This window comes from Hymenobacter puniceus (genome assembly GCF_014333525.1).
Taxonomy (GTDB): domain Bacteria; phylum Bacteroidota; class Bacteroidia; order Cytophagales; family Hymenobacteraceae; genus Hymenobacter.
Genome location: NZ_JACSCX010000001.1, coordinates 919,799 through 943,548, shown reverse-complemented (window position 1 = coordinate 943,548; position 23,750 = coordinate 919,799). Strand labels below are relative to the sequence as shown.

At 59.6% G+C, this 23,750-nt stretch carries 18 protein-coding genes and 1 tRNA gene; 10 read left to right on the top strand and 9 right to left on the bottom strand.

Annotated elements, in window-relative coordinates:
- Positions 1-39 precede the first annotated feature (39 nt).
- Entirely contained in the window at positions 40-657 is a 618-nt protein-coding gene (locus tag H8B14_RS04020) for a DinB family protein (RefSeq protein ID WP_222840532.1), read from the bottom strand.
- Positions 658-920: 263 nt separating this feature from the next.
- Here H8B14_RS04020 and H8B14_RS04015 point away from each other — a divergent pair, with 263 nt between their 5' ends.
- The 6 genes from H8B14_RS04015 to H8B14_RS03990 all read left to right on the top strand — a co-directional run bounded on the left by H8B14_RS04015 (position 921) and on the right by H8B14_RS03990 (position 7,691).
- On the top strand, positions 921-2,354 hold the full coding sequence (locus H8B14_RS04015) for an aldehyde dehydrogenase family protein (protein ID WP_187314287.1): 1,434 nt from the start codon (positions 921-923) through the stop codon (positions 2,352-2,354).
- 360 nt (positions 2,355-2,714) lie between these two features.
- On the top strand, positions 2,715-4,814 hold the full coding sequence (locus H8B14_RS04010; RefSeq protein ID WP_187314286.1) for a GMC family oxidoreductase N-terminal domain-containing protein: 2,100 nt from the start codon (positions 2,715-2,717) through the stop codon (positions 4,812-4,814).
- Positions 4,815-4,907: 93 nt separating this feature from the next.
- Positions 4,908-5,324: a hypothetical protein gene (locus H8B14_RS04005; RefSeq protein WP_187314285.1), complete on the top strand. Its 417-nt coding sequence runs from the start codon at positions 4,908-4,910 to the stop codon at positions 5,322-5,324.
- A 66-nt stretch (positions 5,325-5,390) separates the two neighbouring features.
- Positions 5,391-6,497 carry a DUF3616 domain-containing protein gene (locus tag H8B14_RS04000; RefSeq protein ID WP_187314284.1) on the top strand — a complete coding sequence of 369 codons (1,107 nt, stop codon included), beginning with the start codon at positions 5,391-5,393 and terminating at the stop codon, positions 6,495-6,497.
- 15 nt (positions 6,498-6,512) lie between these two features.
- Positions 6,513-7,022, top strand: a complete 510-nt coding sequence (locus H8B14_RS03995) for an acyl-CoA thioesterase (protein WP_187314283.1) — start codon at positions 6,513-6,515, stop codon at positions 7,020-7,022.
- A 111-nt stretch (positions 7,023-7,133) separates the two neighbouring features.
- Positions 7,134-7,691 carry a type 1 glutamine amidotransferase domain-containing protein gene (locus tag H8B14_RS03990; RefSeq protein ID WP_187314282.1) on the top strand — a complete coding sequence of 186 codons (558 nt, stop codon included), beginning with the start codon at positions 7,134-7,136 and terminating at the stop codon, positions 7,689-7,691.
- An 89-nt stretch (positions 7,692-7,780) separates the two neighbouring features.
- On the opposite strand, the gene H8B14_RS03985 is transcribed toward H8B14_RS03990, so the two are convergent.
- Both H8B14_RS03985 and H8B14_RS03980 read right to left on the bottom strand, forming a co-directional pair.
- Positions 7,781-8,296, bottom strand: a complete 516-nt coding sequence (locus H8B14_RS03985) for a DUF6992 family protein (RefSeq protein WP_187314281.1) — start codon at positions 8,294-8,296, stop codon at positions 7,781-7,783.
- Between the two features lie 76 nt (positions 8,297-8,372).
- Positions 8,373-9,065: a porin family protein gene (locus H8B14_RS03980; protein ID WP_187314280.1), complete on the bottom strand. Its 693-nt coding sequence runs from the start codon at positions 9,063-9,065 to the stop codon at positions 8,373-8,375.
- Between the two features lie 195 nt (positions 9,066-9,260).
- Here H8B14_RS03980 and H8B14_RS03975 point away from each other — a divergent pair.
- A tRNA-Val gene (locus H8B14_RS03975) sits at positions 9,261-9,335 on the top strand.
- Positions 9,336-9,523: 188 nt separating this feature from the next.
- A complete protein-coding gene (locus tag H8B14_RS03970; protein WP_187314279.1) occupies positions 9,524-10,432 on the top strand; it encodes a histone deacetylase family protein in 909 nt (302 codons plus the stop codon).
- A gap of 115 nt (positions 10,433-10,547) precedes the next feature.
- Here H8B14_RS03970 and H8B14_RS03965 read toward each other — a convergent pair whose 3' ends face one another.
- The 3 genes from H8B14_RS03965 to H8B14_RS03955 all read right to left on the bottom strand — a co-directional run bounded on the left by H8B14_RS03965 (position 10,548) and on the right by H8B14_RS03955 (position 13,819).
- A complete protein-coding gene (locus tag H8B14_RS03965; protein ID WP_261989863.1) occupies positions 10,548-11,255 on the bottom strand; it encodes a methyltransferase domain-containing protein in 708 nt (235 codons plus the stop codon).
- A 221-nt stretch (positions 11,256-11,476) separates the two neighbouring features.
- Complete coding sequence (locus H8B14_RS03960) at positions 11,477-12,583, bottom strand: type III polyketide synthase (protein ID WP_187314278.1); 1,107 nt, start codon at positions 12,581-12,583, stop codon at positions 11,477-11,479.
- A 117-nt stretch (positions 12,584-12,700) separates the two neighbouring features.
- Complete coding sequence (locus tag H8B14_RS03955; protein WP_187314277.1) at positions 12,701-13,819, bottom strand: NAD(P)/FAD-dependent oxidoreductase; 1,119 nt, start codon at positions 13,817-13,819, stop codon at positions 12,701-12,703.
- A 176-nt stretch (positions 13,820-13,995) separates the two neighbouring features.
- On the opposite strand from H8B14_RS03955, the gene H8B14_RS03950 reads away from it, so the two are divergent.
- A complete protein-coding gene (locus H8B14_RS03950) occupies positions 13,996-14,355 on the top strand; it encodes a T9SS type A sorting domain-containing protein (protein ID WP_187314276.1) in 360 nt (119 codons plus the stop codon).
- Between the two features lie 403 nt (positions 14,356-14,758).
- Here H8B14_RS03950 and H8B14_RS03945 read toward each other — a convergent pair whose 3' ends face one another.
- The 3 genes from H8B14_RS03945 to H8B14_RS03935 form a co-directional block, all read right to left on the bottom strand.
- The gene (locus H8B14_RS03945; protein ID WP_187314275.1) at positions 14,759-15,826 is read right to left on the bottom strand and encodes a flavin-containing monooxygenase; all 1,068 of its coding nucleotides are present in this window, start codon (positions 15,824-15,826) and stop codon (positions 14,759-14,761) included.
- Positions 15,827-15,910: 84 nt separating this feature from the next.
- Positions 15,911-19,477 (bottom strand): PAS domain S-box protein, encoded by a 3,567-nt coding sequence (locus H8B14_RS03940; RefSeq protein WP_187314274.1) that lies wholly within the window; start codon positions 19,475-19,477, stop codon positions 15,911-15,913.
- Between the two features lie 58 nt (positions 19,478-19,535).
- A complete protein-coding gene (locus tag H8B14_RS03935; protein WP_187314273.1) occupies positions 19,536-20,900 on the bottom strand; it encodes a sigma-54-dependent transcriptional regulator in 1,365 nt (454 codons plus the stop codon).
- Positions 20,901-21,258: 358 nt separating this feature from the next.
- On the opposite strand from H8B14_RS03935, the gene H8B14_RS03930 reads away from it, so the two are divergent.
- Positions 21,259-23,439, top strand: coding sequence for a T9SS type A sorting domain-containing protein (locus tag H8B14_RS03930; protein WP_187314272.1), 2,181 nt, complete (start codon positions 21,259-21,261; stop codon positions 23,437-23,439).
- Positions 23,440-23,750 lie beyond the last annotated feature (311 nt).

Below are 23,750 nucleotides of genomic sequence, written 5' to 3'. Positions count from 1 at the left end.
ACTCCGGATAGTGCCCCCACCTTCAAAACCCCTTCGTTCTTAGCCGATAATCTGCCGGATGTGATGCTCCATATGCACTACATAATCCTCAACTATCCAGCCCAGCGTAACAGTGTAGCCGTTTTCATATTCGCAGCGGTGCTCCAGGGCAGCAGGCGTAAGCTGGCTGAGCATGCGCACCAGCTGCCGATTATGCAAGGTCCAGAGCTGCAGCAGTTCAGCGGCAGGAGCAGTCTGATAGGCTCCGCAGGTCACCCAGCCGTCTTGCTGGTAGGGTATAATGCGGCTGGGCTCAGGCGCAAGCTGGCAAAGCACGAAGCGCTGATGGTTGTTGATGGCTGAATCCAGCAGGTGCCCCAGTAGCTGCCGGCGCGACCAGCCTCCGGGTTGCAAAGGGCAACTCAGCTCCAGCTCATCGTAGCGTAGGAAATGAGTGTTCAGCAACTCCAACAGCTGCTGCAGCTTCTTCAGAGGCTCCTCCAGCGGCGTCATGTGAGGCTGGAAGGTGCCACTGGTGGCGCTGGCCATGGCGGGCTCTGCCCGCCGCCGACGGCCGCGGCGCTGAGGAGGCAATGCATCTAATAGCCTGGGGGCTGCCGCCGCATTGCGCTGGCGGCGAGTGGTGACCACTGCAGCAAGCGGTTGAAGATCAAGCATGTTTTCAGAGAGGTAGCAGATTGGATCGGCAAAATTAAGGCAAACTAATCGGCTAATCGTCAGGCTTTTTCATATATAATGACTTGATAAATAGATTTTTGTTGCTTGCTTACACACTCACTGCTCCCGCCGAAAACCTTGCCATAATTTTTTATTGGCACTTCGGCTGATGGTGCTGGCCCGCCCCGAAGGCAATTCAGCTGGTCGCAGCGTTTAGTTGTGCGTATCAGTTCTACGTCCTATCAGTTCCGTTTTTCACTATTATGCCCGCTGCCCCCGAATCTGTTGCTCCCGTTGCCCTCGGTGATTTGTTTGCGCAGCAGCAGATCCGTAGTGGCGCTTTACGCCGCGAAGATGCCGCGGCGCGCACCATTCGGCTGCGCAAGCTGGGCCATTGGATCACCGAAAACCGCGCCGCCATTCAGCAGGCGCTTTACGCCGATTTCCGCAAGCCCACCACCGAAACCGACGTCTCGGAAATCTGGCCTTCCCAAACCGAAATCAAGCACACGCTGCGCCACCTCCGGCAGTGGATGGCGCCCCGCCCCGCCGAAACCCCGCTGGCGCTGCTGGGCGCGCGCGGCTGGGTGCAGATCGAGCCCAAAGGTGTCTGCCTCATTATTTCGCCCTGGAACTACCCGTTTTACCTGGCCATAGATCCGCTGATTTCGGCGCTGGCCGCTGGCAACTGCGTCATTATCAAGCCGTCGGAGATGACGCCTACCGTGGCGGCGCTGCTGAGCCGTATGGCCCGCGAGCTGTTCGACCCGGCCGAGGTGACGGTGGTGGAAGGCGACAAAAACATAGCCACCGAGCTGCTGGGCCTGCCTTTCGACCATATCTTTTTCACGGGCAGCCCGCAGGTGGGCAAGGTGGTGATGCGCGCCGCCGCCGAGCACCTCACCAGCGTGACGCTGGAGCTGGGCGGCAAGAGCCCGGCCATCGTGGACGAAACTGCCAACCTGCGCGACGCGGCCGAGAAAATTGTGTGGGGCAAAGGCATCAACGCCGGCCAGACCTGCGTGGCGCCCGACTACCTACTGGTGCACGAAAGCGTGCAGCAGCCGCTGCTGCAGGAAATCGGGGCCGTGGTGCGCCGCTTCTACGATGCTGCCGACCAAGGTGTCGTTGGCTCCGACTCGTTTGCCCGCATCGTCAACCAGCACCACTTCGAGCGGGTGGCCGGTTTGCTGGAAGATGCCCAGTTGCACGGCGCCACGCTGGCCTTGGGCGGCCACGTAGATGCCGCACAGCGCTTCATCGAGCCCACCGTGCTGCAGAACGTGGCCGCTGATAGCCGCATCATGCAGGAAGAAATTTTCGGGCCTCTGCTGCCCGTGCGCACGTTCCGCACTCTGGCCGAAGCCACCGATGAGGTGAACTCCCGGCCCCGGCCGTTGGCGCTGTACATCTTCACCCAAAGCAGAGCAAACCAGCGCTACCTGCTGGGCAACATCCCGGCCGGCGGCGCGGCTGTCAACGAAACAGTGCTGCACCTAGCGCACCCCGAGCTGCCGTTTGGCGGCGCCGGCAACAGCGGCCTGGGCCGCGCCCACGGCCATGCTGGCTTCTTGGCCTTCAGCAACGAAAAATCGGTACTCAAACAGCGTATTGGCCTCACTGGCATCAAGCAGTTCTACCCGCCCTACACGCCCAAAGTGAAGCGCATGGTGGGTTTGCTACTGCGCTGGCTGTGATTTTTGGGTGATGGAATGATGAAGTGATGGAATGATGGAATGATAATGAACGTCATTCCGAGCGGAGCGAGGAATCTCGCGTGCTGATGTCACAATGATGTGAACGGTGTAGAGATGCATATTCGCGTCTCGTCGTTGAACGACCAGAACCGCGCCGAACATACAATGTCAGCAATGATGATGCTATTCGGTTCAACGTCGTTCTTGAAGAAACAACGGCTAAAAGCATGGCAACGTCAGCACACGAGATTCCTCGCAGGCTCGGAATGACGTTCGGCTTTACGTCGTCACTCTATCACCTCATTCCTTCATCACCCCAGCGTAAATTTCGTATGCAAGCCGAGTAGTTCTGCGGAAAAAGTGCGAACTTTTGGAACCCGGCGGGCCGCCTACCGCCTGCCGGATTTCTACCCTGACGTTCTCAGTGCCATGCAGTTCACCGAAGCCCAGCGTGCCACCCTGCGCGCCCTTGCCGATACATTCATTCCTGCCATTGATGGGCCCGCCGAACATGCGGCGTTCTGGCAGCGAAGCGGCTCCGAGGGCGTCGACGTCAGCCAGATTGGGGAGATACTAGAGGAGCAGCCCGCCGCCGCGCGCCAGGAGTTTCTTAAGCTGCTGGGCTTGCTTGATTCTCCGACGCTGGGGCTGACCTGGTTTGGGCCGCTGCGGCCGTTTGTGCACCTGCAGCCCGCTCAGCGCGAAAAAATGCTGCAAAGCTGGGCCCAGAGCAACGTGCCGCAGCTGCGCAAAGGCTTCCACGCGCTGCGCAAGCTGCTGCTGATTCTGTTTTATGGCGGCGCCGAAGCCGGCGGCCGCAACCCGGTGTGGGACAGTATCGGCTACTCCGGCCCACTGCCTGCCGACCTGCCTGTGGAAACCACCAAGCCCATCCGGACGCTGCAGCCGACCCAGGACGTAACCTACGACTGCGACGTGCTGGTGATTGGCAGCGGCGCGGGTGGCGGCGTGGTAGCCGGCGAGCTGGCTGCCGCCGGCCACGATGTGCTGGTACTCGACAAAGGCCCCTACTGCCACGGCTGCGACTTCACGCAGCGCGAAGTGGACATGCTGGGCAAGCTCTATGATGCTAAAGGCGCGCTCAGCACCCAGGATGGTAGCATTGGTATTCTGGCCGGCTCCTGCCTGGGCGGCGGCACCACCGTCAACTGGGCCGGCTCGTTCCGCACCCCCGACTACGTGCTGCAGGAGTGGGCGCGCGAGCATCAGCTGCCGCACGTAGCTTCGTTGGAGTTCAAGAAAAGCCTGGATGCTATAAGCCGTGCCCTGAGTGTAAACATCGACTACACGCGCCACAACGGCCAAAACCAAGCCCTCTGGGACGGCTCTACTAAGCTGGGGCAGGAGGTGAAGCTGATTCCGCGCAACGAAAAAGGCCTTACCGATTCCGACGCGCATTTTCAGGCCCTGGGCTACACCACGCTCGGTGATGCGCACGGCGTCAAGCAGGGCACACTCAACACCTATCTGCTGCAGGCTTTCGAGCACGGCGCGCGCCTGCTGGCCGACACGCGGGTGGAGCGCGTGACGATAACCGAGGGCCGCGCCACCGGGGCTGAGGCCGTACACACCACCGCCGACGGCCGCCCGGTGCGCGTGACGGTGCGGGCCCGGCGGGTGGTGGTGGCAGGCGGCGCCATCCAGACGCCGGCGCTGCTGCTGCGCAGTGGCCTGCAGCATCCGCACATCGGGCGCCACCTCAATCTGCATCCCACGGTGGTGGTGTCGGGGCTGTATGACAAGCCGATGCAGCCGTGGTTCGGGCCCAGTATGTCGGTGGTGAATGACTGCTTCACGATGCTCAACGGCACCAACTACGGCGCCAAGCTGGAAACGCCGCCCGCCCACGTGGGCTTGATGAGCATGGTGCTGCCCTGGCTGAACGGCCGCCAGCACAAGCAACTCATGCAGCAGGCTAGCCATCTGGGCTCATTCATTGTGCTCACCCGCGACCGGGACGGCGGCCGCGTCAGCATCGACAAGCACGGGCAGGCGCTCATCGACTACACTCTCTCGGAGCACGACCGCGCCAACATGCTGACCGGCGTGCGAGCCGCCGCCGAGATTCATGCTGCGGCCGGCGCCCACACGGTGCTGCTGCCGCACGGCACGCTGCCTACGCTGCAAGTGAAAAACGGCCAGCTGCAAAACCCCGAAGTGCTGGAACAGCTCACGCACCTAAGCTGGAAGCCCAATCAATTTGGACTCTACAGCGCCCACCAGATGAGCACCTGCCGCATGGGCGGTGACCCGGCCACGCACCCCACCAGCCCCACCGGCGAGTTGTACGAAGTGAAAAACCTGTTTGTGGCCGATGCCTCGGCTTTTCCGGCTTGCAGCGGCGTCAACCCGATGCTGACCGTAATGGCGCTGGCTCACTACACGGCTCAGCAGATGAAGGCGGCCGTGCCTGCCGCCCCGCGGCTGGCGGCGGTGTAAGCGGCTGGCCGGAGCCAGTAGCGGGGCGCCGACCTAACCATGAATCCGGGTTTTCGCGTATGCGGGGCACACGCCTTTCTCTGCTTCTACTTTATGCGCCTCTCCCAACTCTCTTGCGCCCTATTGCTGCTGACCACGCTGTCGGTAAGCTGCGCGCGCCGCAACAACGCCATTCCTGAAGCCAAATCGGTATCTGCGGCCCCGCCGGCGGCACCCGTAGTAGCGCCCCGCGCTGCCCGCGACATGACCGACATTATGACCGAGGAGCTGAATCTGACTCCAGATCAGCGCCAGAAGGTGCGGGCTATTCTGTCGGATGTGGCCGAGCAGGCCAATGCCGCGCAAAAGCAGTTTGCCAACAACCGCCCGGCCCTGCTGGCTGAGCAGAAGCGCATTATCACTACGTCTGATAAGGAGTTGCAGCAAGTGCTTACGCCCACGCAGTACCAGCAGCTGAAGGCTAAGCAGCGCCAGATGCAGGCCCAGCGCCAGACGCGCAAAGCCAACTAGTAGCCGAACTCAAAACCTTCCGGCGGCGGGCGCGTTGGCACGGTTCCATACTTACCTGCCTTTGCTATGCGCCGCCAGCCCTACCAGCTTCACTTCAATCCGAAAATCAGCCTCAACGAGGCCGGCAAACACGTGCGCGATGGCCTCTCGACCGTACTGCGCACCGGCGACAACCTCTGGCTCAGCTGCGACGAGCGTACCAGCATTGAGCGCCTGCGCCTGACTGGCCCGCACGAGTTTGGGGAGCATTGCCGCTACGAGCTGGCCGATCTGCTGGACCTCACCAACGAGGAAGCCAACGTAGAAATAGATATTGAGGGCCTGGGTGAGTGCGACCATTACCTTTGGATTATTGGCTCGCACAGCCTGAAACGCAAGAAGCCTGACCCCACTGACACCGACACCGCCAAGCAGATTGCCAAGCTGGCGAAGGTAGAAGAGGAGCCCAGCCGTTACCTGCTGGCCCGTATACCGCTGCTGCTCAACCCCAAATCCGGCGACTACGAGCTGCACAAAGAGGCCCCACACCCTACTGATCCTACCAAAACGCTCCGGGCAGCCCAGCTCCGTGGCACCGACGAGTCCAACGACCTGCTGGATTTGCTGACGCAGGACGTGCACCTGAAGGCCTTCATGAATATTCCGGGCAAAGACAACGGCTTCGATATCGAAGGGCTGGCGGTAGCGCCCGACGGACGGCTGTTTATTGGCTTGCGCGGGCCCGTGCTGCGTGGTTGGGCGGTGGTGCTGGAAGTGCTGCCGCGCGAAGACAAGCACGGCCGATTGCGCCTAAATATTGTGCCGGGTGCCACCGAGAAGTACTACAAAAAGCACTTCCTGGATTTGAGCGGCATGGGGTTGCGCGAGCTGCGCCAGCGTGGCTCCGACCTGCTGCTGCTGGCTGGCCCCACTATGGACCTCGACGGTACCATTGCAGTATATTGCTGGCCTGATGCCCTACGCACAGAGCAGGACAGCCTCATTGGGGCCGACAAGCTGCAGCGGCTCTATGACATTCCGCACGGCTTTGGCCCAACTTCCGGCCAAGACAAGGCGGAAGGTATGGCCCTGCTCGACGATCAGCATATTCTGATTGTGTTCGACAGCCCTACCGACGCCCGCAAGCCCCAGCCGCACTACGTAGTGGCCGACAGCTTTCTGTTGCCTTCCTAATCAGTCTTCGTTTTCATGCCCCTCGTCCAAACGCCCGAAACCACGCACCGTATTCATTTTCAGGACTGCGACATGCTGGGCCACCTCAACAATGCCCGCTACCTCGACTACTTTCTGAACGCCCGCGAGGAGCACACCATCCAGCACTACGCGCTGAACCTGGGCGAACTGTCGCGGGAGCAGAATGCAGCCTGGGTGATTACCAAGCACCACATCAGCTACCTGCGGCCCGCCACCCACGGCGAGGTGGTGCGCATCCGCACGCAGCTCATCCATTTTGATAATTCCGATTTGGTAGTGGAAATGCAGATGCTCAGTGAGGATGGCCAGCGCCTCAAGGCGCTGCTGTGGTCGGAAATGGCTTTTGTGTCGGCGCGGGCCGGTACCCGCTCCGAGCACTCGGCGGCCCTAATGGATATGCTGGGAGAGCTGGATGTGGAGCACGTGGACTACGACCCCGACGGATTTGACGAGCGGGTGAAGACGGTACGCAAGCAGTTCAAACAGCTGCGCCGCGAAGAATAGGGCCGGATCTTATACCAACCCCGGCTCTTGTCCGCCGTTAATAAAAAGGCCGGTTGCGCAGCGCAACCGGCCTTTTCTGTTCTCTTCCCTCAACCACTTACACTACTACCCATGTCTATATTTGGCGGCGACAGCCTGAAAGGAAAAACCATTGCCATCGTGGCTACCGACGGTTTCGAGCAGTCTGAACTGGAGAAGCCGAAGAAATACCTAGAAGACGAAGGCGCCGAAACGCACGTCATTTCGCTGAAAAGTGGCTCGATCAAAGGCTGGGACGAGAAAGACTGGGGCGACAAAGTGAACGTCGATAAGGTAATCGGCGACGTGAAAGTGGCCGACTACGACGCGCTGGTGCTGCCCGGCGGCCAGATGAACCCCGATGTCCTGCGCACCGAACCGGCCGTTATCAGCTTCATTGGCGAGTTTGTGCGCTCCGGCAAGCCCGTAGCTGCTATCTGCCACGGCCCCTGGACGCTGATTGAGGCCGACGTGGTGCGCGGCAAAAAGCTCACCAGCTGGCCCAGCCTCAAAACCGACATCAAGAATGCCGGTGCCACCTGGGTAGATGAAACCGTAGTTGTCGATGGCAACCTCATCACCAGCCGCAACCCGCAGGATCTGCCCAACTTCAATGAGAAGATCAAAGAAGCTTTAGCAGGCAAGCAATAAGTCCTCGGCAGCTCTGCGCTGCTATTGGCAAAAACGCCCCACTGACCTTAGTGGTCAGCGGGGCGTTTTTTATGCTGCCAGCCTTCCGGCTACGAAACCAGTGCCAGCAACTCATCAGCGTAGCGGTGATAAATCAGGTAGAATCCGAGGTCGAACAGCAACAAGAAGCCTCCTTGCAGCCACAACGAGCGGCCATAGCCTAGTAGCTTTTCAGGCGGAGTGGTGGTGGCGGCACGAGCGCGCAGCCAGCTGCCGCAGCAGATATACGCCACATCAAGGCCCGCATTGAACAGCAGAATCTTCTCGAATGTAAACTGCGCCGCCAGGCTGTCGGCGAGGGGCAGGCCGGCTATGTGGTTGGGGTTAGCACGGAGCAGGCCCCACACGGCCAGAGCCGTATTCACAAAAGCCCAGCCCACGTTCATCAGATGAACATAGCGGGCTTCGGTACGCGGGTCGGCGTGCAGCACATGGTAGCCGCTCACCAGCAGGTTCAGCAGTGCCCATGCGCCCAGCACGCCCATACCGCGCTCCGCCAGTAGCTCGCGGGCGTGGTTGAGGGCATCCAGAGTGCTGGGGGTAACTAAAAGGCTGTTAGAAACCATACAGTAGCAGCAAAGTCAACACAAAAAAAGGAAGCCTGAGGCTTCCTTTTCAAGGGTAGAACCGAAAATCGGTTGCTTAGTTGTTGATGCCGATGCCCAGGTACACCTGGAAAACGCCGTTTTTCACGTTGTCGTATGCATCAGCGCCAGCGTCTTTGGGGTCGTTGTAGATATCCGACAAGCCGAGGTCGTAGCGGGCACCCACGCGGGCCGGGCCTACGCGGGCTTCAACGCCGCCTACCACGCCGTACTCCAGGCTGTTGAGGCCCACGCTGGAAATCTGGCGCTCTTCGCCGGCATACTTCGCTTGCACCAGCAACGACGCCTGTGGGCCCACATGCAGGCTGACGTTGTCGAGAACATTATATACAAACAGCACCGGCACCTGTAGGTAGTCGAGGCGGGTTTCGCGCACCTGGCCATTGGCCTGGCCTACATTGGAACCGGAAATAGCGAATTGCTCGGCATCAAATCCTTTGCGGGTGAACAGGAACTCAGGCTGAATCGACACTTTGTCGTTGAGGCCAAACTGGGCATACACCCCGGCATGGTACGACTTAAGGCTTTCCAGCTGCTTGTAGGCGCCTTTGTCGCCACCGCGCAGGTCAGATAGGTTGAAGCCGGCTTTCACGCCAAAACCGTTGTTGCGCGAGTCGCTGGTGCCGGGCGCGTAGTTGGTAGACGACTGCGAGCCGCCGGGCGTCTGCTGGGCCTGAACTGCCGTGAACGAAGCGAAGCACAGTGCGAGGAGTACGGTTATTTTCTTCATGAGGGAGAGAAAAATGAAATCCAAGGGATGGGTAGCAGGCATCTGCCAGCACTTTCTACAGCCGCTATACTTGCGGGAGCAGGGAAGGTTACGCAACGCTTGCCCCAAAGCCATAAATTTTTATGCCCTGCGAAGTAGCATGTGCCCAAACGGCTGCTATCTTTGGCGCTTTCCGGCCGCCGCCAGAAGGACTGCGGGGCGTTAGCTCAGTTGGTTCAGAGCATTACCTCGACAAGGTAGGGGTCACTGGTTCGAGCCCAGTACGCCCCACGCATTCCTTCCCCGAATCCGAAATAACCGCCCCGCAGGCGGTTTTTTCGTTTGTGGGTTGAGGTGAAAAGAACGTCATGCAGAGCGGAGCGAAGCATCTCGTGTGCTGATGTCGAGTTACTATCACAACGTCAGCACGCGAGATGCTTCGCTCCGCTCTGCATGACGTTCTTCTATTTCCCTGCTCTATGCTTTCCATTGCCTGGGCCCCGCTGTACGCACATCCGCTGCCGGAAAACCACCGCTTCCCGATGCTCAAGTACGAGCTGCTGCCCGAACAGCTGCTACGTGAAGGCACGGTGCCGGAAAGTGCGTTCTTCGCGCCCCAGCCGCCGCCGGAAATTGACATCCTGCGCACTCATGACCCTGAGTACTACCAGCGCCTGCGCGCCGGCCAGCTCACGCGCCACGAGGAGCGCGCCACTGGCTTTCCGTGGAGCCCGCAGCTGTTTGAGCGCGAAGTAACCATTCTGGGCGGCACGCTGGAATGTGCGCGCCGGGCCCTGCAAAGCGGCGTGGCGCTCAACATTGCGGGCGGCACTCACCACGCGTTCCGGGACCGGGGCGAGGGGTTTTGCCTGCTTAACGATCAGACCACAGCTGCGCATTATCTACTAGCTAACCCGGAATTTAACGTGCGCAAGGTGCTGATTGTAGACCTTGATGTACACCAAGGCAACGGCACGGCCGCCATCTTCCAGCACGAGCCGCGCGTGTTCACCTTCAGCATGCACGGCGCCCGCAACTACCCGCACCGCAAAGAGCAGTCGGATTTGGATCTGCCTCTGCCCGACGGCACCGACGACGCTACGTATCTGGCGCTGCTGCACGACACACTGCCGCGCCTGCTCGACGAGCAGCAACCCGATTTCGTGTTCTACCTGAGTGGTGTAGATGTGCTGGCAACGGACAAGCTGGGCCACTTAGCTCTGAGCCGCCCCGGCTGCCGCCTCCGCGACGAATTTGTGCTACGCCTTTGCCACCGCCACGGCCTACCGGTGGTAGTGTGCATGGGCGGCGGCTACTCCCCGAGCATCATCGACATTGTGGAGGCACACGCCAACACCTTCCGCGTAGCCGCCGATTTGTGGGGTTAGGGGGGGATGCTGGTTGCTAAGGGTTGATAGTTAGGGGCTGCCAATAGGTTAGAACAGGGAAATTATTTCCCATCCGCACATCAACAACAAGCAATCAACAATCGGCACTCAACACTCAACCCAGCAAAACCAGCTGCCAGCGGAAAGCCCAGCGCCAGCGCAGCCGGTACTGCCGGATGCTGGCCTGTTGCAACAGCTGCTCCCAGTCGGGGCGGGTGAAGGCGCGGGCCACGGATAGCGGCGCATCATTCTGTACTAGATAAGACCCCCGAAAAAGGCGCGTGAGCCACTTGATGCTGTAGTAGGCCAGCGGGTGGCGGTGCAGGTCGTTGATGATAACGGCCAGACTGGCCTGCTGCTGCCAGCTCGCCAGCATTTCAGCTAGCGTTTCATTAGGGAAGTGGTGGCAGAACAAGCTGCACGTCAGCACGTCGAAGGGCTGCTGGCGGAACTGCTCGGAGAAGATATCGTGCTGCTGAAAGCTGATTTCCGGGTAGTCCTGCGCCTTGTCGGCGGCGTAGCGCAGCATAAACGGGTTGGCATCGATGCCTACCAGCTCCATCGGAATCTGGCGGCGGCGGGCCCAGCGGGCAATGTGGCGCAGGGTGTCGCCGCCGCCACTGCCCAGGTCGGCGAGGCGCAGCGGGCGGCCTGGTGGTAGCTGCGGGCGTAGCTGCTCCAGCGCGTGCAGTACCGGCGCGTAGCCCCCCAGCCAGGTGTTGATGGTTTCCAGCTCGTCGAGGTTGCGCCGCAATGCGTCAGAAGCCAACGATAGGTCGTCCATCAGCTCCTCCTCAGTAGCGCGGCGCGAGAAGTCAGGCATAGAAGTTTGGTGGGATAGTGGAATAGCGGGTAAATAGAGTTAGTTACCTGTCCTGCTGAGCTTGTCGAAGCATTTCTCCCGCTTCGTTGAGATTACCACTGTGGTAGAGATGCTTCGACAAGCTCAGCAGGACAGGTAACTTGGCAACGTCAGCACGCGAGATTCCTCACAGGCTCGGAATGACGTTCCTGCCACCACGCCGCCAACATATCAGCCCACAGCTACACCACCCGCAGCAGCATGGCTTCCAGCGTGAGGCCGGGCCCGAAGGCAAAGCTCAGAACCGGCGCGCCGCTGTCGGCGGTAGTGAAGCCACTTAGCAGCTCGCGCAGCACAAACAGCACCGTCACCGACGACATATTGCCGTACTCGCGCAGTACGTGGTAGGCCGGCGCGTTATCTTCCTTGCTGAGGCCCAATTCCTGCTCAATCGTTTCGAGGATGCGCCGCCCGCCCGGATGTATGGCGAAGTGGCGGATATCGGTAAGCTGCACGGGCAGGTTGCGCAGCAAATCGTCGGTGAGCTTGCGGATGCCGCGCTGAATGAGCTTGGGCACGTACGACGACAGCGTCATTTCAAACCCGAAGTCGTTGACGTGCCAGGCCATATCGGCGTGGCCGTTGGGCTCCAGGCCGCAGTGGAAGGCCTCCAGCGCCAGATGCGGGCGGTTGCCGGAGGGCTGGCCCACTACCAGCGCCGCCGCCGCGCCGTCGCCGAACAGGGCGTTGGAAATCAGGTGGTCTTCCTCGTGGTGCTTCTGGAAATGAATGGTGCACAGCTCGGTGCACACCACCAGCACGCGGGCCCCGGCGTCGGCCCGGCAGATGGCGTCGGCCAGCTTCAGGGCGTTGAAGGCCGCGTAGCAGCCCATGAAATTCACGCAGGTACGCTGAATATCGGGCCGCAGCCCCAGCCGGTTTACCAACTCAATATCCAGGCCCGGCGCGTACATGCCCGTGCAACTCACCGAAATCAGGTGCGTGATGGTGTGGGTGGCTATTTCGGGGGCCTGCTGCAGGCAGTTTTCGGCGGCGGCGGCGGCCAGCGGCAGCGCCTCCTGCCGGTATACCTGCATGCGCGCCCCCACCGACGGAAACGGCTCCAAGTCGGGCGTGTTCGGGAAGAAGGTGAAGTCGCCGTTGGCGCGGCCGTAATCGGGCAGTACGGTGTAGCGGTGGCCGATACCTGACACCCGGTAGAGGGCACGGAGCTTGCGGGTTTCAGCATCATCGAACTGCAGGGCACGAGCCATGAAATCCCCGATCTGGGCTTGTAGGAGGCGGTGGGGCGGATTGGCAGTGCCGATGGCACTCAAATAGCTGGTCATTGACTGCAGTATACGAAATTAGGTAGCGTGTGGAAGCGGCAGGGAGCGGAAAGCGGAAATACTATACGCAGCGCTATGGCGCTGGCAAAAACGAATACGGATTAAAGAAAGAACAACTTAGAATGGCTGCCCGTGGGTGCGGCGCATCAGGGCGCGCACGGCGGCCGGCAAGTAGCGCAGGCTGCCCACTACGGCCTCGCTGAGCACCGGCTGCCCGAACAGGCCCTGCACCAGCCGCCCCACTTGCAGCCGCTGCCCAAAGTGGCGCTGCCAGTCGTGGCGGTAGCGGGTTTCCAGGGTGGCGCGGGTGGTATGGCCTTGCAGAAAGTCGTGGAGGTGGGCGCTGGCCAGCTGCGCGCCGTGCATGGCCATGGCCATGCCGTTGCCACAAAGCGGCGTAATCAGGCCCGCGGCATCCCCGCACAGCAGCATGTGGTCTTCCACGCAGGATTTGGGCGCAAAGGAAATTTCGTTGATGACCTCAGGCTGCGCATACAGGTACTCGGCCTCCGTAAGAATGCGCCGCAGGTGCGGGTTGCGTCCCAGTACGTTGGCTTCCAGCTGCGCAATGGTGCCTTGGGTTTTCAGGTTCTGGCGCGTGGTGAGGTAGCAGAAGCACAGCCGGCCGTCTTCCACTGCCGAAATGCCCGCGTAGCCATCAGCAAAGTTGTGCAGCGCAATCAGGTCGGTGGGGTAGTGGGGCAGGCGCAGGTGGTGCTTGACGCCGATGTAGGGCGAGCGTTGCCGGAAAAACGGCCGCTGCAACTGCCGGTCGAAAGTGCTGCGCTTGCCGAAAGCGCCCAGCACTGCGCGCGTAGCCAACTCCTGTCCATTGGCCAGTGTAACCGTATGGCTGTCGGTGGCCGGATGGAAAGCCACGGCCGCCACAGTGGCTTTCTGCAGCACTGTCACGCCGCGAGCTTCCGCCAGCTGGCACAGGTGCAGATCGAGCGTGTAGCGGCTCACGCCAAACCCGCCCAAGTCCAGCGGCACCGACAACGTGCGGCCAGCCGGCGAACTAAGCGCGAAGTGCGTGAGCTGGGCCGGCTGCAACACCGCCGGGTCGGCATCCAGGCGCCGCAGATACGGCAGCACCTCGTTGGAAATGTACTCGCCGCACACCCGATGAAACGGATACTGCTGCCGCTCCACCACCGTTACGGCGTAGCCGCGCGCCCGCAGGTCCAGTGCTGCCACCAACCCACCCAATCCGCCGCCGATAATGAGAACGTCCAACTTGATTTGTCTGATAAGGAGCTGAAAAAGAACAGTGAAAAGGGCAGTTGGTCGAAGAGAAATTATATTTTGTCTATCTATTCGGAAATAGCGCAATATCTTTGCAAACCTAATTAAGCGCCGAACGTTTCATCAGGTATTCTGCCCGCGCTCTTCTTCCTGTCTTACAGCCCACTATGATGCAACGCCTACGCTATTGTCTATTATTCATCCTATTGGCCTGTGGCTCTCTGCAGAGTCAGGCCGTCGGGCGCCCTTCGGCCCGTCCTGCGCGGCCTGCGGAAGAGCGCAGCCTGCTGATTTACCCGAACCCCAGCACCGGCATCGTGCACATTGCCATTAATGGTTTTGAGGGCCGCAAGCTGGAATTGCGGGTGCTCAACGTCATCGGGTCAGTTATCTACCGCGAAACCATCACTGAACTCAACGACCGGTTCACCAAAACCCTCGATCTGAGCAAGTTCGCCAACGGCCTCTACTACGTGAAGCTTGAAGGCGACAACGCCAGCGAAATGCGGAAGCTCGTTATCCGCTGAACTGCAGCTGGCGTATCGCCACTGATAACCCCATAAGAAAAGCCCCATCTGGTTTCAGACGGGGCTTTTCGTTTAAGCGAAAAACGAGTCGATTAACGACGGTTTCGGGCGCGAACGGGAATTGGCTTCAGCGAAGACTTCAGTTGGTTGAAAGTATCGAGGGCGAACAGAGCCGTGGCAACCGATACGCCTAGAAAAATCAGAAGTGACATGCTACAGTACGTTAGAAACAGCGAAAGAAAACCCGGCACTTTGCGTTCAGCAGGATACCCTGTGTTGGCGTCGGGAACTGACCATACAACTAGGAAAGCACCTCAGTAGTTGCAGTATAATTTGGGCATTCACTAAAAGAATTGCACTCGGCTGGCTGGCACCGGAAAATAGCCTTTAGGCACCCTACTGGCTACGCTTCCGGCAAGGTAGCCAGCAGGCGCCCTACCACGTGGCGGGCATCGGGGCCGGCGCCGCCCATCAGGGCCGAACTGCGGCTGTTCAGCCAGGGCAAACCCAAAAAGGCCACCCCTGGGGCCGATGTAAGGCCATAATGGTGTCGGGGAGTGCCGTCGGCCTCAAAAATGGGTAGCTTGATCCAGCCAAAATCAGGACCGAAACCGGTGGCCCACACTACAGCGGCCAGCGGGGGAGTGGTAGCGCGGCGGCCCTGCAGAGTGCCCTCAGTGCTGGCCTCGGTGGCACGGCCAATAAATTGTGCATTCGGAAAACGGCGCAGGTGCTGCAGGTCACCCAGCACCACTGGCTCGGGGCGGCTCATCATGGCGCGGCCCGCGAAGTTGTAGCGCGATACGCGCAGCAAGCCGGTGCCTTTCAGCAGCGCCCAAGTGGCCTGGTTGTTGGGAAAAGCCGGGGTCTGGTCGTCGAAGGCGGTATAAACGGGCCGGCCGCTGCCCGCCAGGTCGGCGGCAATCTGCAGTGCGGAGTTGCCGCTGCCTACCACCGCTACGGGGCCTGGGTTTGTTAGCTGGGTTGGATTGTGGTACTGGCTGCTGTGGAGCTGCTGCACGCTTTCCGGCAGCTTCCCGGCAAAAGCTGGAATGCGCGGGGCAGAGTAGGCCCCGGTGCTCACAATGACACGCTGCGTCTGGTAGGTTTGCCCGGTGGCCGTGCGCACCACATAGCCGGTTCCGGCCGGAGCGGGGGTCAGGGAAGTGGCTTTTTGGCCGAGGTACACTGTAAAGCCAAAGTGAGCGGCATAGTCGTGCAGATAAGCAGCTGCCTCATCCTTGGTCGGATAGTGCAATGCTGGCCCCGGCCAGGGGCGCCCGGGCAGCCCACTGGCCCACTGCGGTGAAAACAGCCGCAGTCTGTCAAAGCGCGTCGACCAGATATTGCCAACGGCAGCACGCTCTTCGAGCAGCGCGAATGATACGTTGTGCTGCTGCAGATAGTACGCGGCTGCCAGGCCCGCCTGGCCGGCCCCGATAATGAGCGTATCAAGCGTAATGGTTGTCATGCAGAAGCAAAAGCAGTAAGTAGAGCAAGTAAATGTACTGTCCAGCAGCTGCGCAGGTCGCAGCAAGCAGCCAAGGTTACTGGCTCATAAGCCGGGAAAATCCAAGCGCAGGCTGTCCATTACCTGTTCGGTTACCGTGCATACAAGGTCTACCAGTTGTTTGGCTTCCTGCGGATCGATAGGCTCTTTGCGGCAGGCTTCGAGGCGCCGGATAGGGCCATGCAGGCTCCGGATCTGAAGGCCATCGAGGGAGCTTTTGAGTTGGTGAGCGGCGGCCCCCAGCTGGTCGTAGTCGGCAGTGGCCAGGTGCTGCTCTAGTTCGCGCACGGCGGGCGGCGTGGTCTGAATGAAAAGCTGGGCCAGCCGTCGAACAAACTCTTCGTTGCCGTGGGCCAGCCGTCGGATGCCGCTCAGGCTGTAGAGAGGGGAGGTAATAGGTTTGGGCTCGGGCTCAGCTGCGGCCAGCGAAGCAACCTCGGCCGGACGCTGGCGCAAGACTGCGGCAATGGCCTGGAATAGCTCCTCTTCCAGAAATGGCTTCGACAGGTAGCCGGAAAAGCCTGCCTGCTTAAACCGCTCGGCCTCGCCCCGCAATGCATGGGCCGTTAACGCCAGTATGGGCGTGGCGGCGCGCTCAGGGTCAGGATGCTGGCGGAGCCGCCGGGTAGCCTCGACGCCATCCATCCCCGGCATCTGAATATCCATCAGCACTACATCATAGCGGTGCTGGTTGAAAAGCAGGAGTGCCTCGGGCCCGGTGCCGGCCGTATCTACCGTCCAGCCCCAGGCGCCCAGCAGGGCTTCCACCAGAAACTGATTGATGGCGTTGTCTTCGGCCAGCAACACCCGGCGGGCACCCAGCCGCCGATAGTTAGGAGCCGGCAGAGGCTTACCTTTAGCTATTGCCGGTGCGCAGCTAAAGGTGAGCGTAAAGGAAAAAGTGCTGCCTTCGTGCAAGCGGCTTTCGGCGCTGAGCGTGCCGCCCATAAGTTCTACCAGGCCTCGCGAAATACTCAGTCCCAGCCCGGAGCCGCCGTATTCGCGGGCCGTGCTGGACGAGGCCTGCATGAAGGGCTCGAACATTTGCTGCAGCTGATGCGCCGGAATACCTGTGCCCGTATCTGCTACCTGAAACTGCAGCGTAGTCTGTTCCGGCGTCAGGCTCAGTGGCTGACACGACACCAGCACCTGCCCGTGCGCCGTGAACTTAACGGCGTTGGAAATCAGGTTGAGCAGCACTTGGCGCAGGCGGTGAGGGTCGCCGAGGACGGTGGTAGGCACTGAGGCCGGCGGCAGGGCCAGTTCCAGCGTGATGCCCTTTTCCTGGGCCCGTGGCAGTAGCAGCTCCTGGCTGGTCGTCATTACGTCGCGCACGTCAAAGGCAATTCTCTCGGGCCGGATCTTGCCGGCTCCCAGTTCCGCCATGGCCAGCACATCGTTGATGACGACCAGCAAGTGGTCAGCCGAGTAGCGGATGTGGCGCAGAAACTGGCTTTGCTGGTCGTCGAGGGGCGTTTTGGCCAGCAGCCCGGCAATACCCAGAATGCCGTTCAGCGGTGTCCGGATTTCGTGGCTCATGTTGGCCAGAAAGTCCTGCTTGGCTTGTGCGTTTTGCTCGGCGGCTTCTTTGGCAGCGTGCAAATCCAGCTGTGTGCGCTTAAGCTCGGTAATGTTGGTATCGATGCCCAACACCTGCATGCTGCCATCGGCCAGCACGAAGGGGCGCTTGATGCTGTAGAACCACAGCACCTCCCCATCGGACTTGGTAAAGCTTTCCTCTAGCACTATATCCTGGCCGGTGCGCAACAGCTCTTCGTCCTGCTGGCGGTAGCGCTGGCCGTCGGCTGGCATATTGGGCAGATTTTCGGGCTGCGCGCCTACAATCTGCTGCGGCGTCATGCCGTAGAGGTCAGCCACTGCCTGGTTGGCCAGCAGATAGTTGCCCAGCCGGTCTTTGAGGTAGATAAGGTGTGGGGCAGTGTCAATCACCTGCCGAAACAGCCGGTTTTGCTCGGCCAGGCGGCGGTTGGCGGTACGGCGCTGCTCGTCGGCCACTTTCCAGCGCGTAATGTCTTCCCCAATGCCCACCAGCTGCAGTACTTTTCCTTCAGCGTTGCGCTCAAAAGGTGTATCCGTCACGCGCATCCAGCGGATAGAGCCATTGCGGTGGTGGAGGTAATACTCCAGCGTGAGCATCTGGCCATCGGCCAGCTGTGCCACTTGGGCGTAGTGCTCCTGTACCAGCTTCAGCTGCGACGGGGGCATCAGATGCTGCAGTACCTGGCTGCCCAGCGCCTGAATTTCGTCTCCGGTGTAGCCCAGAATATGCTCGGCTGCGCGGTTGCAGTAGATGTTGCGGCTTTCCTGCAGGTCGTAGATGTAAATCAGGTTGGGGGCAGTGTACGCTACACGCTCCATCAGCAGCTGGCTTTGGTGCAGGGCCTGTTCCGTGGTTTTGCGCTCGGTAATATCTTCGGCACTACCCAGCACTTGTTGCACGCGGCCTTGGGCGTCGCGCAGAAAAACCCGGCTGCGCATCCAGATCCAGCGCCAGCTACCGTCGCGGTGCCGGACGCGGTACTCGCCGGTGCTGAGTTGCTGGTCGGTTAGGTTGGTGATGGTGCCTTTCTTTTGGCTGGCATTCTGCAGGCTTCGCTGATCGAAGAGTTGCTGTAGCAGATTGGGCCCAAACGACTGAATATCCTGCTCCGTGTAGCCCAGCATGTGCTCTATCTGCCGGTTGAGATACACTATTTTGTGAGACTGGATATCATACAGATACACAATCGCCGGGATGGTGTCGTTGATGCGGGCCGTGAACAGCTGGCTATGGCGCAATTCTGACTCCGCCTGCCGGCGGGCAGTGATGTCCGTCAGGTAAACATTGGCCGCCTGCTCGGCTGGCAGCGGCACAATGGTCCAGTGATAGAAGCGGCTGTCGAGACGGCGCTCTATCACGCGGGTGGTGCCTTCCTGCAGCGACTCCGTTATCTGGTGTTGCAGGAATCTTTGGTCCTGCTGCCACTCTGGCTGGTTGAGCGCCAGCAACACGTGGCCGGCGGCGGAGTTAGCGTACAGTGCCTCCCCATTCAGGCCGAAGCAGATGATGGGAGAGGGGCTTTGCTCGGCCAGGCGCGACAGTTCCCGCACGCGCTTCTGCACTTGCTGCTGTTGCGTCACATCTTCGTAGCTCAGCAAATACAGCTGCGTGGCGCCGGCACTCACTACCGGCAGATATTCCTGCTGTAGAATGCGGCCGTTTTTCAGCTCCATCAGCAAGGTGCTGCGCTCGTGGCCGCGCATGGCGGCTATCGTGTCGGCTACCAGTGGTCCGGCGTTAAGCACTCGTTGCCCGGCCACGGTCCACAGGTCCTCCATTGAGTAGCCCAGGTAGTGGGTGGCCGGGTGTGGCAGTTCCAGTAAGTCGCAGTAGTTCTGGTTGAGCAGCGTGATGCGGCGGTTGCGGTCGGCTACCAGCAGGCCCGTATTCATGGTCTGAAGCAGGGCCGCTACCTGGTTGGCAGCGGCCGTGTTCTGCCTGGCCAGTTCCTCGCGCAGCTGATGCATTTCCAGCTGCTGGGTTTGCAGCGCGCGTTGCGTGAGTTGCAGCCGACGCTGCAACTGGCGGATGGATATGGAACCTGATGTCATGGTACACGCCTGCAAAATGAAGCACAGCGGGGTGCAAGCGCATTTGCTCGGCTAGGTACTACCGCAACCGCACCTCGTTGTTTTGAGCCATACGATAAATGGTAGACTTCCCGATTTGCAGTTTGGCGGCCACCTGCAGAATATTGCCTTGGTGGGCATCCAGGTAACGCTGCACAATGGTGGCCACCTGCGTCCGCAATGATTCGTTGGCCGACGATAAGCCGCTGCTGGCTCCGTTTTGGGCCCGCAACGACAGGTCCTGAGGCTGAATCACCTCGTGCTCGGCCAGCACGGCCGCCAGTTCCACCACTGCCTTCAATTCGCGCACGTTGCCCGGAAACGGGTAGCGCAGCAGCAGGTTGCGGGCTTCCTCCGACAGCCGGCAGGAGGCCATTTTATTTTGCTGGCAAAACTCATTCAGAAAAGAATCCGCCAGCAGCAGCACGTCCTGGCCCCGCTCGCGCAGGGGAGGCAGCAGAATGGGAAGCCCCAGCAGCCGGTAATAGAGGTCTTCGCGGAAGTTGCCCTGCTGCACTTCGGTCGCCAGGTCGCGGTGGGTGGCCACCATCAGGCGGGCATCAAACGCAATGGGCGCACCACCTCCCACCCGGGATACTTCGCGCTCCTGCAGCACCCGCAGCAACTTGGCTTGTAGTTCGAGCGGCATCTCTGCTATTTCGTCCAGGAACAACGTGCCACGGTTGGCTTCCTCGAAACGGCCGATGCGGCGACTGACGGCCCCCGTAAAGGCGCCTTTCTCATGCCCGAACAACTCACTTTCCAATAACTCGCGCGGAATAGCTGCTAGGTTGACGGCTACAAACGCATGCTCGCGCCGCGGCGATAGGTAGTGAATGGCCTTGGCTACCAATTCTTTACCAGTGCCGGTTTCACCGCTTACCGAAACAGTAATATTGGTGCGGGCTGCTTTGTCGATTAGCGTATTCAACTGGCGCATTTGAGGACTGCTTCCCAATATGGCACGGGTCGGATCGTACTTAATGCCGATTTGCTCACGCAGCCGTTCGTTTTCGCGGCGCAACTGAATCTGTTTGCGTACGTTGCCAACGGAATTCCACAGCCGGTCGGCTGTTTCCTCGTCTTTCACCAAGTAGTCGTAAGCTCCCTGCCGAAGCAGGCCGATGGCAGTGCGAACGTCTTCCTGCCCGGAAATAATGATAACGGCCACCTCTGGCAGTCGCTCCTTGATTTGGCGCAGCACATCGTCGCCTTTCCCGTCGGGCAGGTTGTAGTCGAGCGTAATCAGATCTGGCTTTTCGCCCAGATGGTCGAGGCAGGCCTGAGCCGTAACAAAGCGCTGAATCTGGTAATCCGGGTTTTGACCCAGTTTATATTCAAGCAGTTCGCCGTACCAGGCGTTGTCTTCGACAATGAAAATATGGATGGTGGAGGAAGCAGGCATGTATAGCAGAAATGCTTAACCGACTGTAGCGAAGCCAATCAGGACACAGCTTACACTAGCTCGCGCAGCATAGTGCGTAGGCCAGATGTAGTTCTGTGAAATGGTTGTGTGTTTTCGATAGCTAGGGCGGAGATGAAAAAGAGCAGGTAAGGTGCGAGTATAGCAGGGAAAAACGGGCTTTACCATTTATTCCCTAATTGGGAATTGGAATCTATTAATGGGATAATATATAAAAAAACTAATTTATTTAACTTGCTGATTGTCAGTTATAATAAAGTATCAGTATAGTGTGGCAATTGGATTGTAGCAAGGCAAACTGGACAGGGCATTTCGCTCTGTCTGCACCTGACCTACTACCATGGCACGCCATATCTACTTTCGAGTCATTGCATTAGCCATCGGCTGGCTAACCACCATTTCGGTTGGTTGGGCTGCCGGCCCGGCGTATTATTCCACCACGGGGGAAGCTGAGGCGTTACGCACCTGCATTACCGTATTTCCGGTTGCTACGGTGTGCAGCGGCGACGTAGATAACAGTGAGTCGGCGGCTGACACCGACCTGAACGGCAATTTTGCCACAATGCGGCCGCCAACTGCGGCAGGCAGCCTGTTTCCGGTGTCGTTGCGGTTGGGTCTGAATGGCGTAGTGCCGCGTAACTACCGGGCTGGCCTGGTTATCGGGAGCAGTACCGGCGTCTCGGCTGTTGGCACAATCCGTATCCGGACATATCTGAAAGTGGGCAATACAGTTACCCCTAAAGAGTCGAAAGATGTCACGTCGCTGGCTGGGGCCATTCTGGGTACCACTACGCCTGGCCGGATAGAATTTATTGCCAAGGAGCCGTTCAACCAGGTGGAAATTGAAGTGGGCGCATTGCTCGGCGTGGCTTATAGGGTGAACGTGTATTATGCGTACGGCATAGATGCCAATGTTGTGGAAACGGCTCGGGGCGTAGTTTCGCGCTTTCCCAATCCGGCCTCTGGTACCGCCTACAGCACCCAGGTAGTAGACAATGGGGTGACGGTGTGCGTCAATTCCAACGTAGCCAACCCGGAGCGGGCCGCTGATAATGACCTGGCTAACTTTGCTACTTTCAATACCGTGGCAAGTGTCAGCTGCCCCAATACGTTGCGTGTGAAGCTGGAAAACGCCGCACCCCGGGGTTTCTACGCCGGATTTGTGGTCGGCCGCCAGGGCTTGGCTGACCTGCAGGCACTGGGCAGCCTGCGGGTTACTACCTTCCTGAATGGAGAGCCGCAGGAAACCGTTACGGGCCTGGATTTGCTGCAGGTAACGGTCTTGCCCGACGGCAACTACCAGGTGAGTTTTCCCACTAACCGGGCATTCGATGAGGTGCAGCTCACCCGCAGCAGCCTGCTCGGCGCCCTCGATAACCTGAATGTGTATTACGGTTTTGGAATTGAGCCTTCTGCCTTCCGCGACCAGGATCCTGTGCGGTCAGACTTTGCCAGTGGCAGCGGGCAGTTTCAGGGCCGCCGCGATGGGGTGGTGCTGGTAGACCTCAACGACACCACTTCTATTGTGAACGGGGAGCGGGCGGCCGACGCCAACCTGAACAATTTCGCTGTTATTCGCACGGGGTTGGCAGGTGTCCTTTCGCGTACGGCATTGCAAGTCAACCTCAATGGAGCCGGGCAGGCTGGCAACGCAGCCGGCGCTGTTATCCGGCAGGGCACGGGGCTGCTCAACACCGAGGCACTCAACAACATTACGCTGCGGACCTACAATGCTGCCGGCCAGCTACTTGAAACGGCCAGTGGCAGTACACTGCTTTCTCAGGCGTTGTTGCCTAACGGCCAGGTAGAAGTGTATTTCAATACCACGCAGGATTTTGCCCGCGTGGAAGTGGAAGTAGCCTCCACAGCAGCGGTACTAGCCCGCACCTTGGTGTACCAGGTATTTGCAGAAGACAAGATGTCGGGCTTCCCAGCTACTATTACGGCTGCGGGGCCGCTGCCGGTAGAGTTGGTGGCCTTCACGGCGCAGGCTTCGGGCCCGGCCGTACTGGTGGCGTGGCGGACTGCCTCAGAGCGCAACAACCAATATTTCGAGATAGAGCGGGCCCTAACCCCAAGCACTGGGTTTACCTCAGTTGGACGTGTGGCAGGCAGCGGCACCAGCAATGGCCGCAGCTATACTTTCCGCGACGAAACGGCGGCAGCCACGCAAGCGCCAACGCTTTACTACCGCCTGCGCCAAGTGGACATAGACGGCACGCCGGAATATTCGCCGGTGGTAGCTGTGTCCTGGAAAAAGGCCAAGCAAGCCGCTATTTCTTTGTACCCTAATCCAGCCACACAATCCAGCACGGTGCGGGTGAGTTTTGCCAACAGCAGCGACACCAACGCTGCCACCTTCACAATCTACGACATGCGTGGCGTGCTGATGCGCCAGGTGCCAGCTGGCAAGCTCATGCTACAAGGCGACAACCTGCCTGCTGGCCTCTACTATGTCGTCGTGACAGACACTGAGGGCCGTACTCTAGGCAGTGAGCGGCTGGTAGTAACAGGGCAATAGCGACTATCGACAGTTCTTTTAAGCAGTAATTGGTGTGTAAAATTTGGTAGGAAAAGCCGTCGGCGTTGCCGACGGCTTTTTTGTATTCGACCAGGTAGTAAGCGCTGGATTGATTGATAGAGAAAACCAGAACGCAGGAAAAAACAATCACTATTAGATTGACACAATTTTGATTATTTTTCAATATATAGCTGTAAAAATAAGTAAAATGATAACGTTTCATTAACATTAGCCGAAGAACAAAGCATAACCTTTGTTTTATCATCAGTGGGCCTTCACTGGATGTCTGCTGCTACTGCTCTTCCTTCCTC

Excerpts from the sequence above, each read along its gene's own strand:
- H8B14_RS04020 (WP_222840532.1), bottom strand. The coding sequence starts at position 657 with ATGCTTGATCTTCAACCGCTTGCTGCAGTGGTCACCACTCGCCGCCAG.
- H8B14_RS04015 (WP_187314287.1), top strand. The coding sequence starts at position 921 with ATGCCCGCTGCCCCCGAATCTGTTGCTCCCGTTGCCCTCGGTGATTTG.
- H8B14_RS04005 (WP_187314285.1), top strand. The coding sequence starts at position 4,908 with ATGCGCCTCTCCCAACTCTCTTGCGCCCTATTGCTGCTGACCACGCTG.
- H8B14_RS04000 (WP_187314284.1), top strand. The coding sequence starts at position 5,391 with ATGCGCCGCCAGCCCTACCAGCTTCACTTCAATCCGAAAATCAGCCTC.
- H8B14_RS03995 (WP_187314283.1), top strand. The coding sequence starts at position 6,513 with ATGCCCCTCGTCCAAACGCCCGAAACCACGCACCGTATTCATTTTCAG.
- H8B14_RS03990 (WP_187314282.1), top strand. The coding sequence starts at position 7,134 with ATGTCTATATTTGGCGGCGACAGCCTGAAAGGAAAAACCATTGCCATC.
- H8B14_RS03985 (WP_187314281.1), bottom strand. The coding sequence starts at position 8,296 with ATGGTTTCTAACAGCCTTTTAGTTACCCCCAGCACTCTGGATGCCCTC.
- H8B14_RS03980 (WP_187314280.1), bottom strand. The coding sequence starts at position 9,065 with ATGAAGAAAATAACCGTACTCCTCGCACTGTGCTTCGCTTCGTTCACG.
- H8B14_RS03970 (WP_187314279.1), top strand. The coding sequence starts at position 9,524 with ATGCTTTCCATTGCCTGGGCCCCGCTGTACGCACATCCGCTGCCGGAA.
- H8B14_RS03965 (WP_261989863.1), bottom strand. The coding sequence starts at position 11,255 with ATGCCTGACTTCTCGCGCCGCGCTACTGAGGAGGAGCTGATGGACGAC.
- H8B14_RS03960 (WP_187314278.1), bottom strand. The coding sequence starts at position 12,583 with ATGACCAGCTATTTGAGTGCCATCGGCACTGCCAATCCGCCCCACCGC.
- H8B14_RS03950 (WP_187314276.1), top strand. The coding sequence starts at position 13,996 with ATGATGCAACGCCTACGCTATTGTCTATTATTCATCCTATTGGCCTGT.
- H8B14_RS03945 (WP_187314275.1), bottom strand. The coding sequence starts at position 15,826 with ATGACAACCATTACGCTTGATACGCTCATTATCGGGGCCGGCCAGGCG.
- H8B14_RS03940 (WP_187314274.1), bottom strand. The coding sequence starts at position 19,477 with ATGACATCAGGTTCCATATCCATCCGCCAGTTGCAGCGTCGGCTGCAA.
- H8B14_RS03935 (WP_187314273.1), bottom strand. The coding sequence starts at position 20,900 with ATGCCTGCTTCCTCCACCATCCATATTTTCATTGTCGAAGACAACGCC.
- H8B14_RS03930 (WP_187314272.1), top strand. The coding sequence starts at position 21,259 with ATGGCACGCCATATCTACTTTCGAGTCATTGCATTAGCCATCGGCTGG.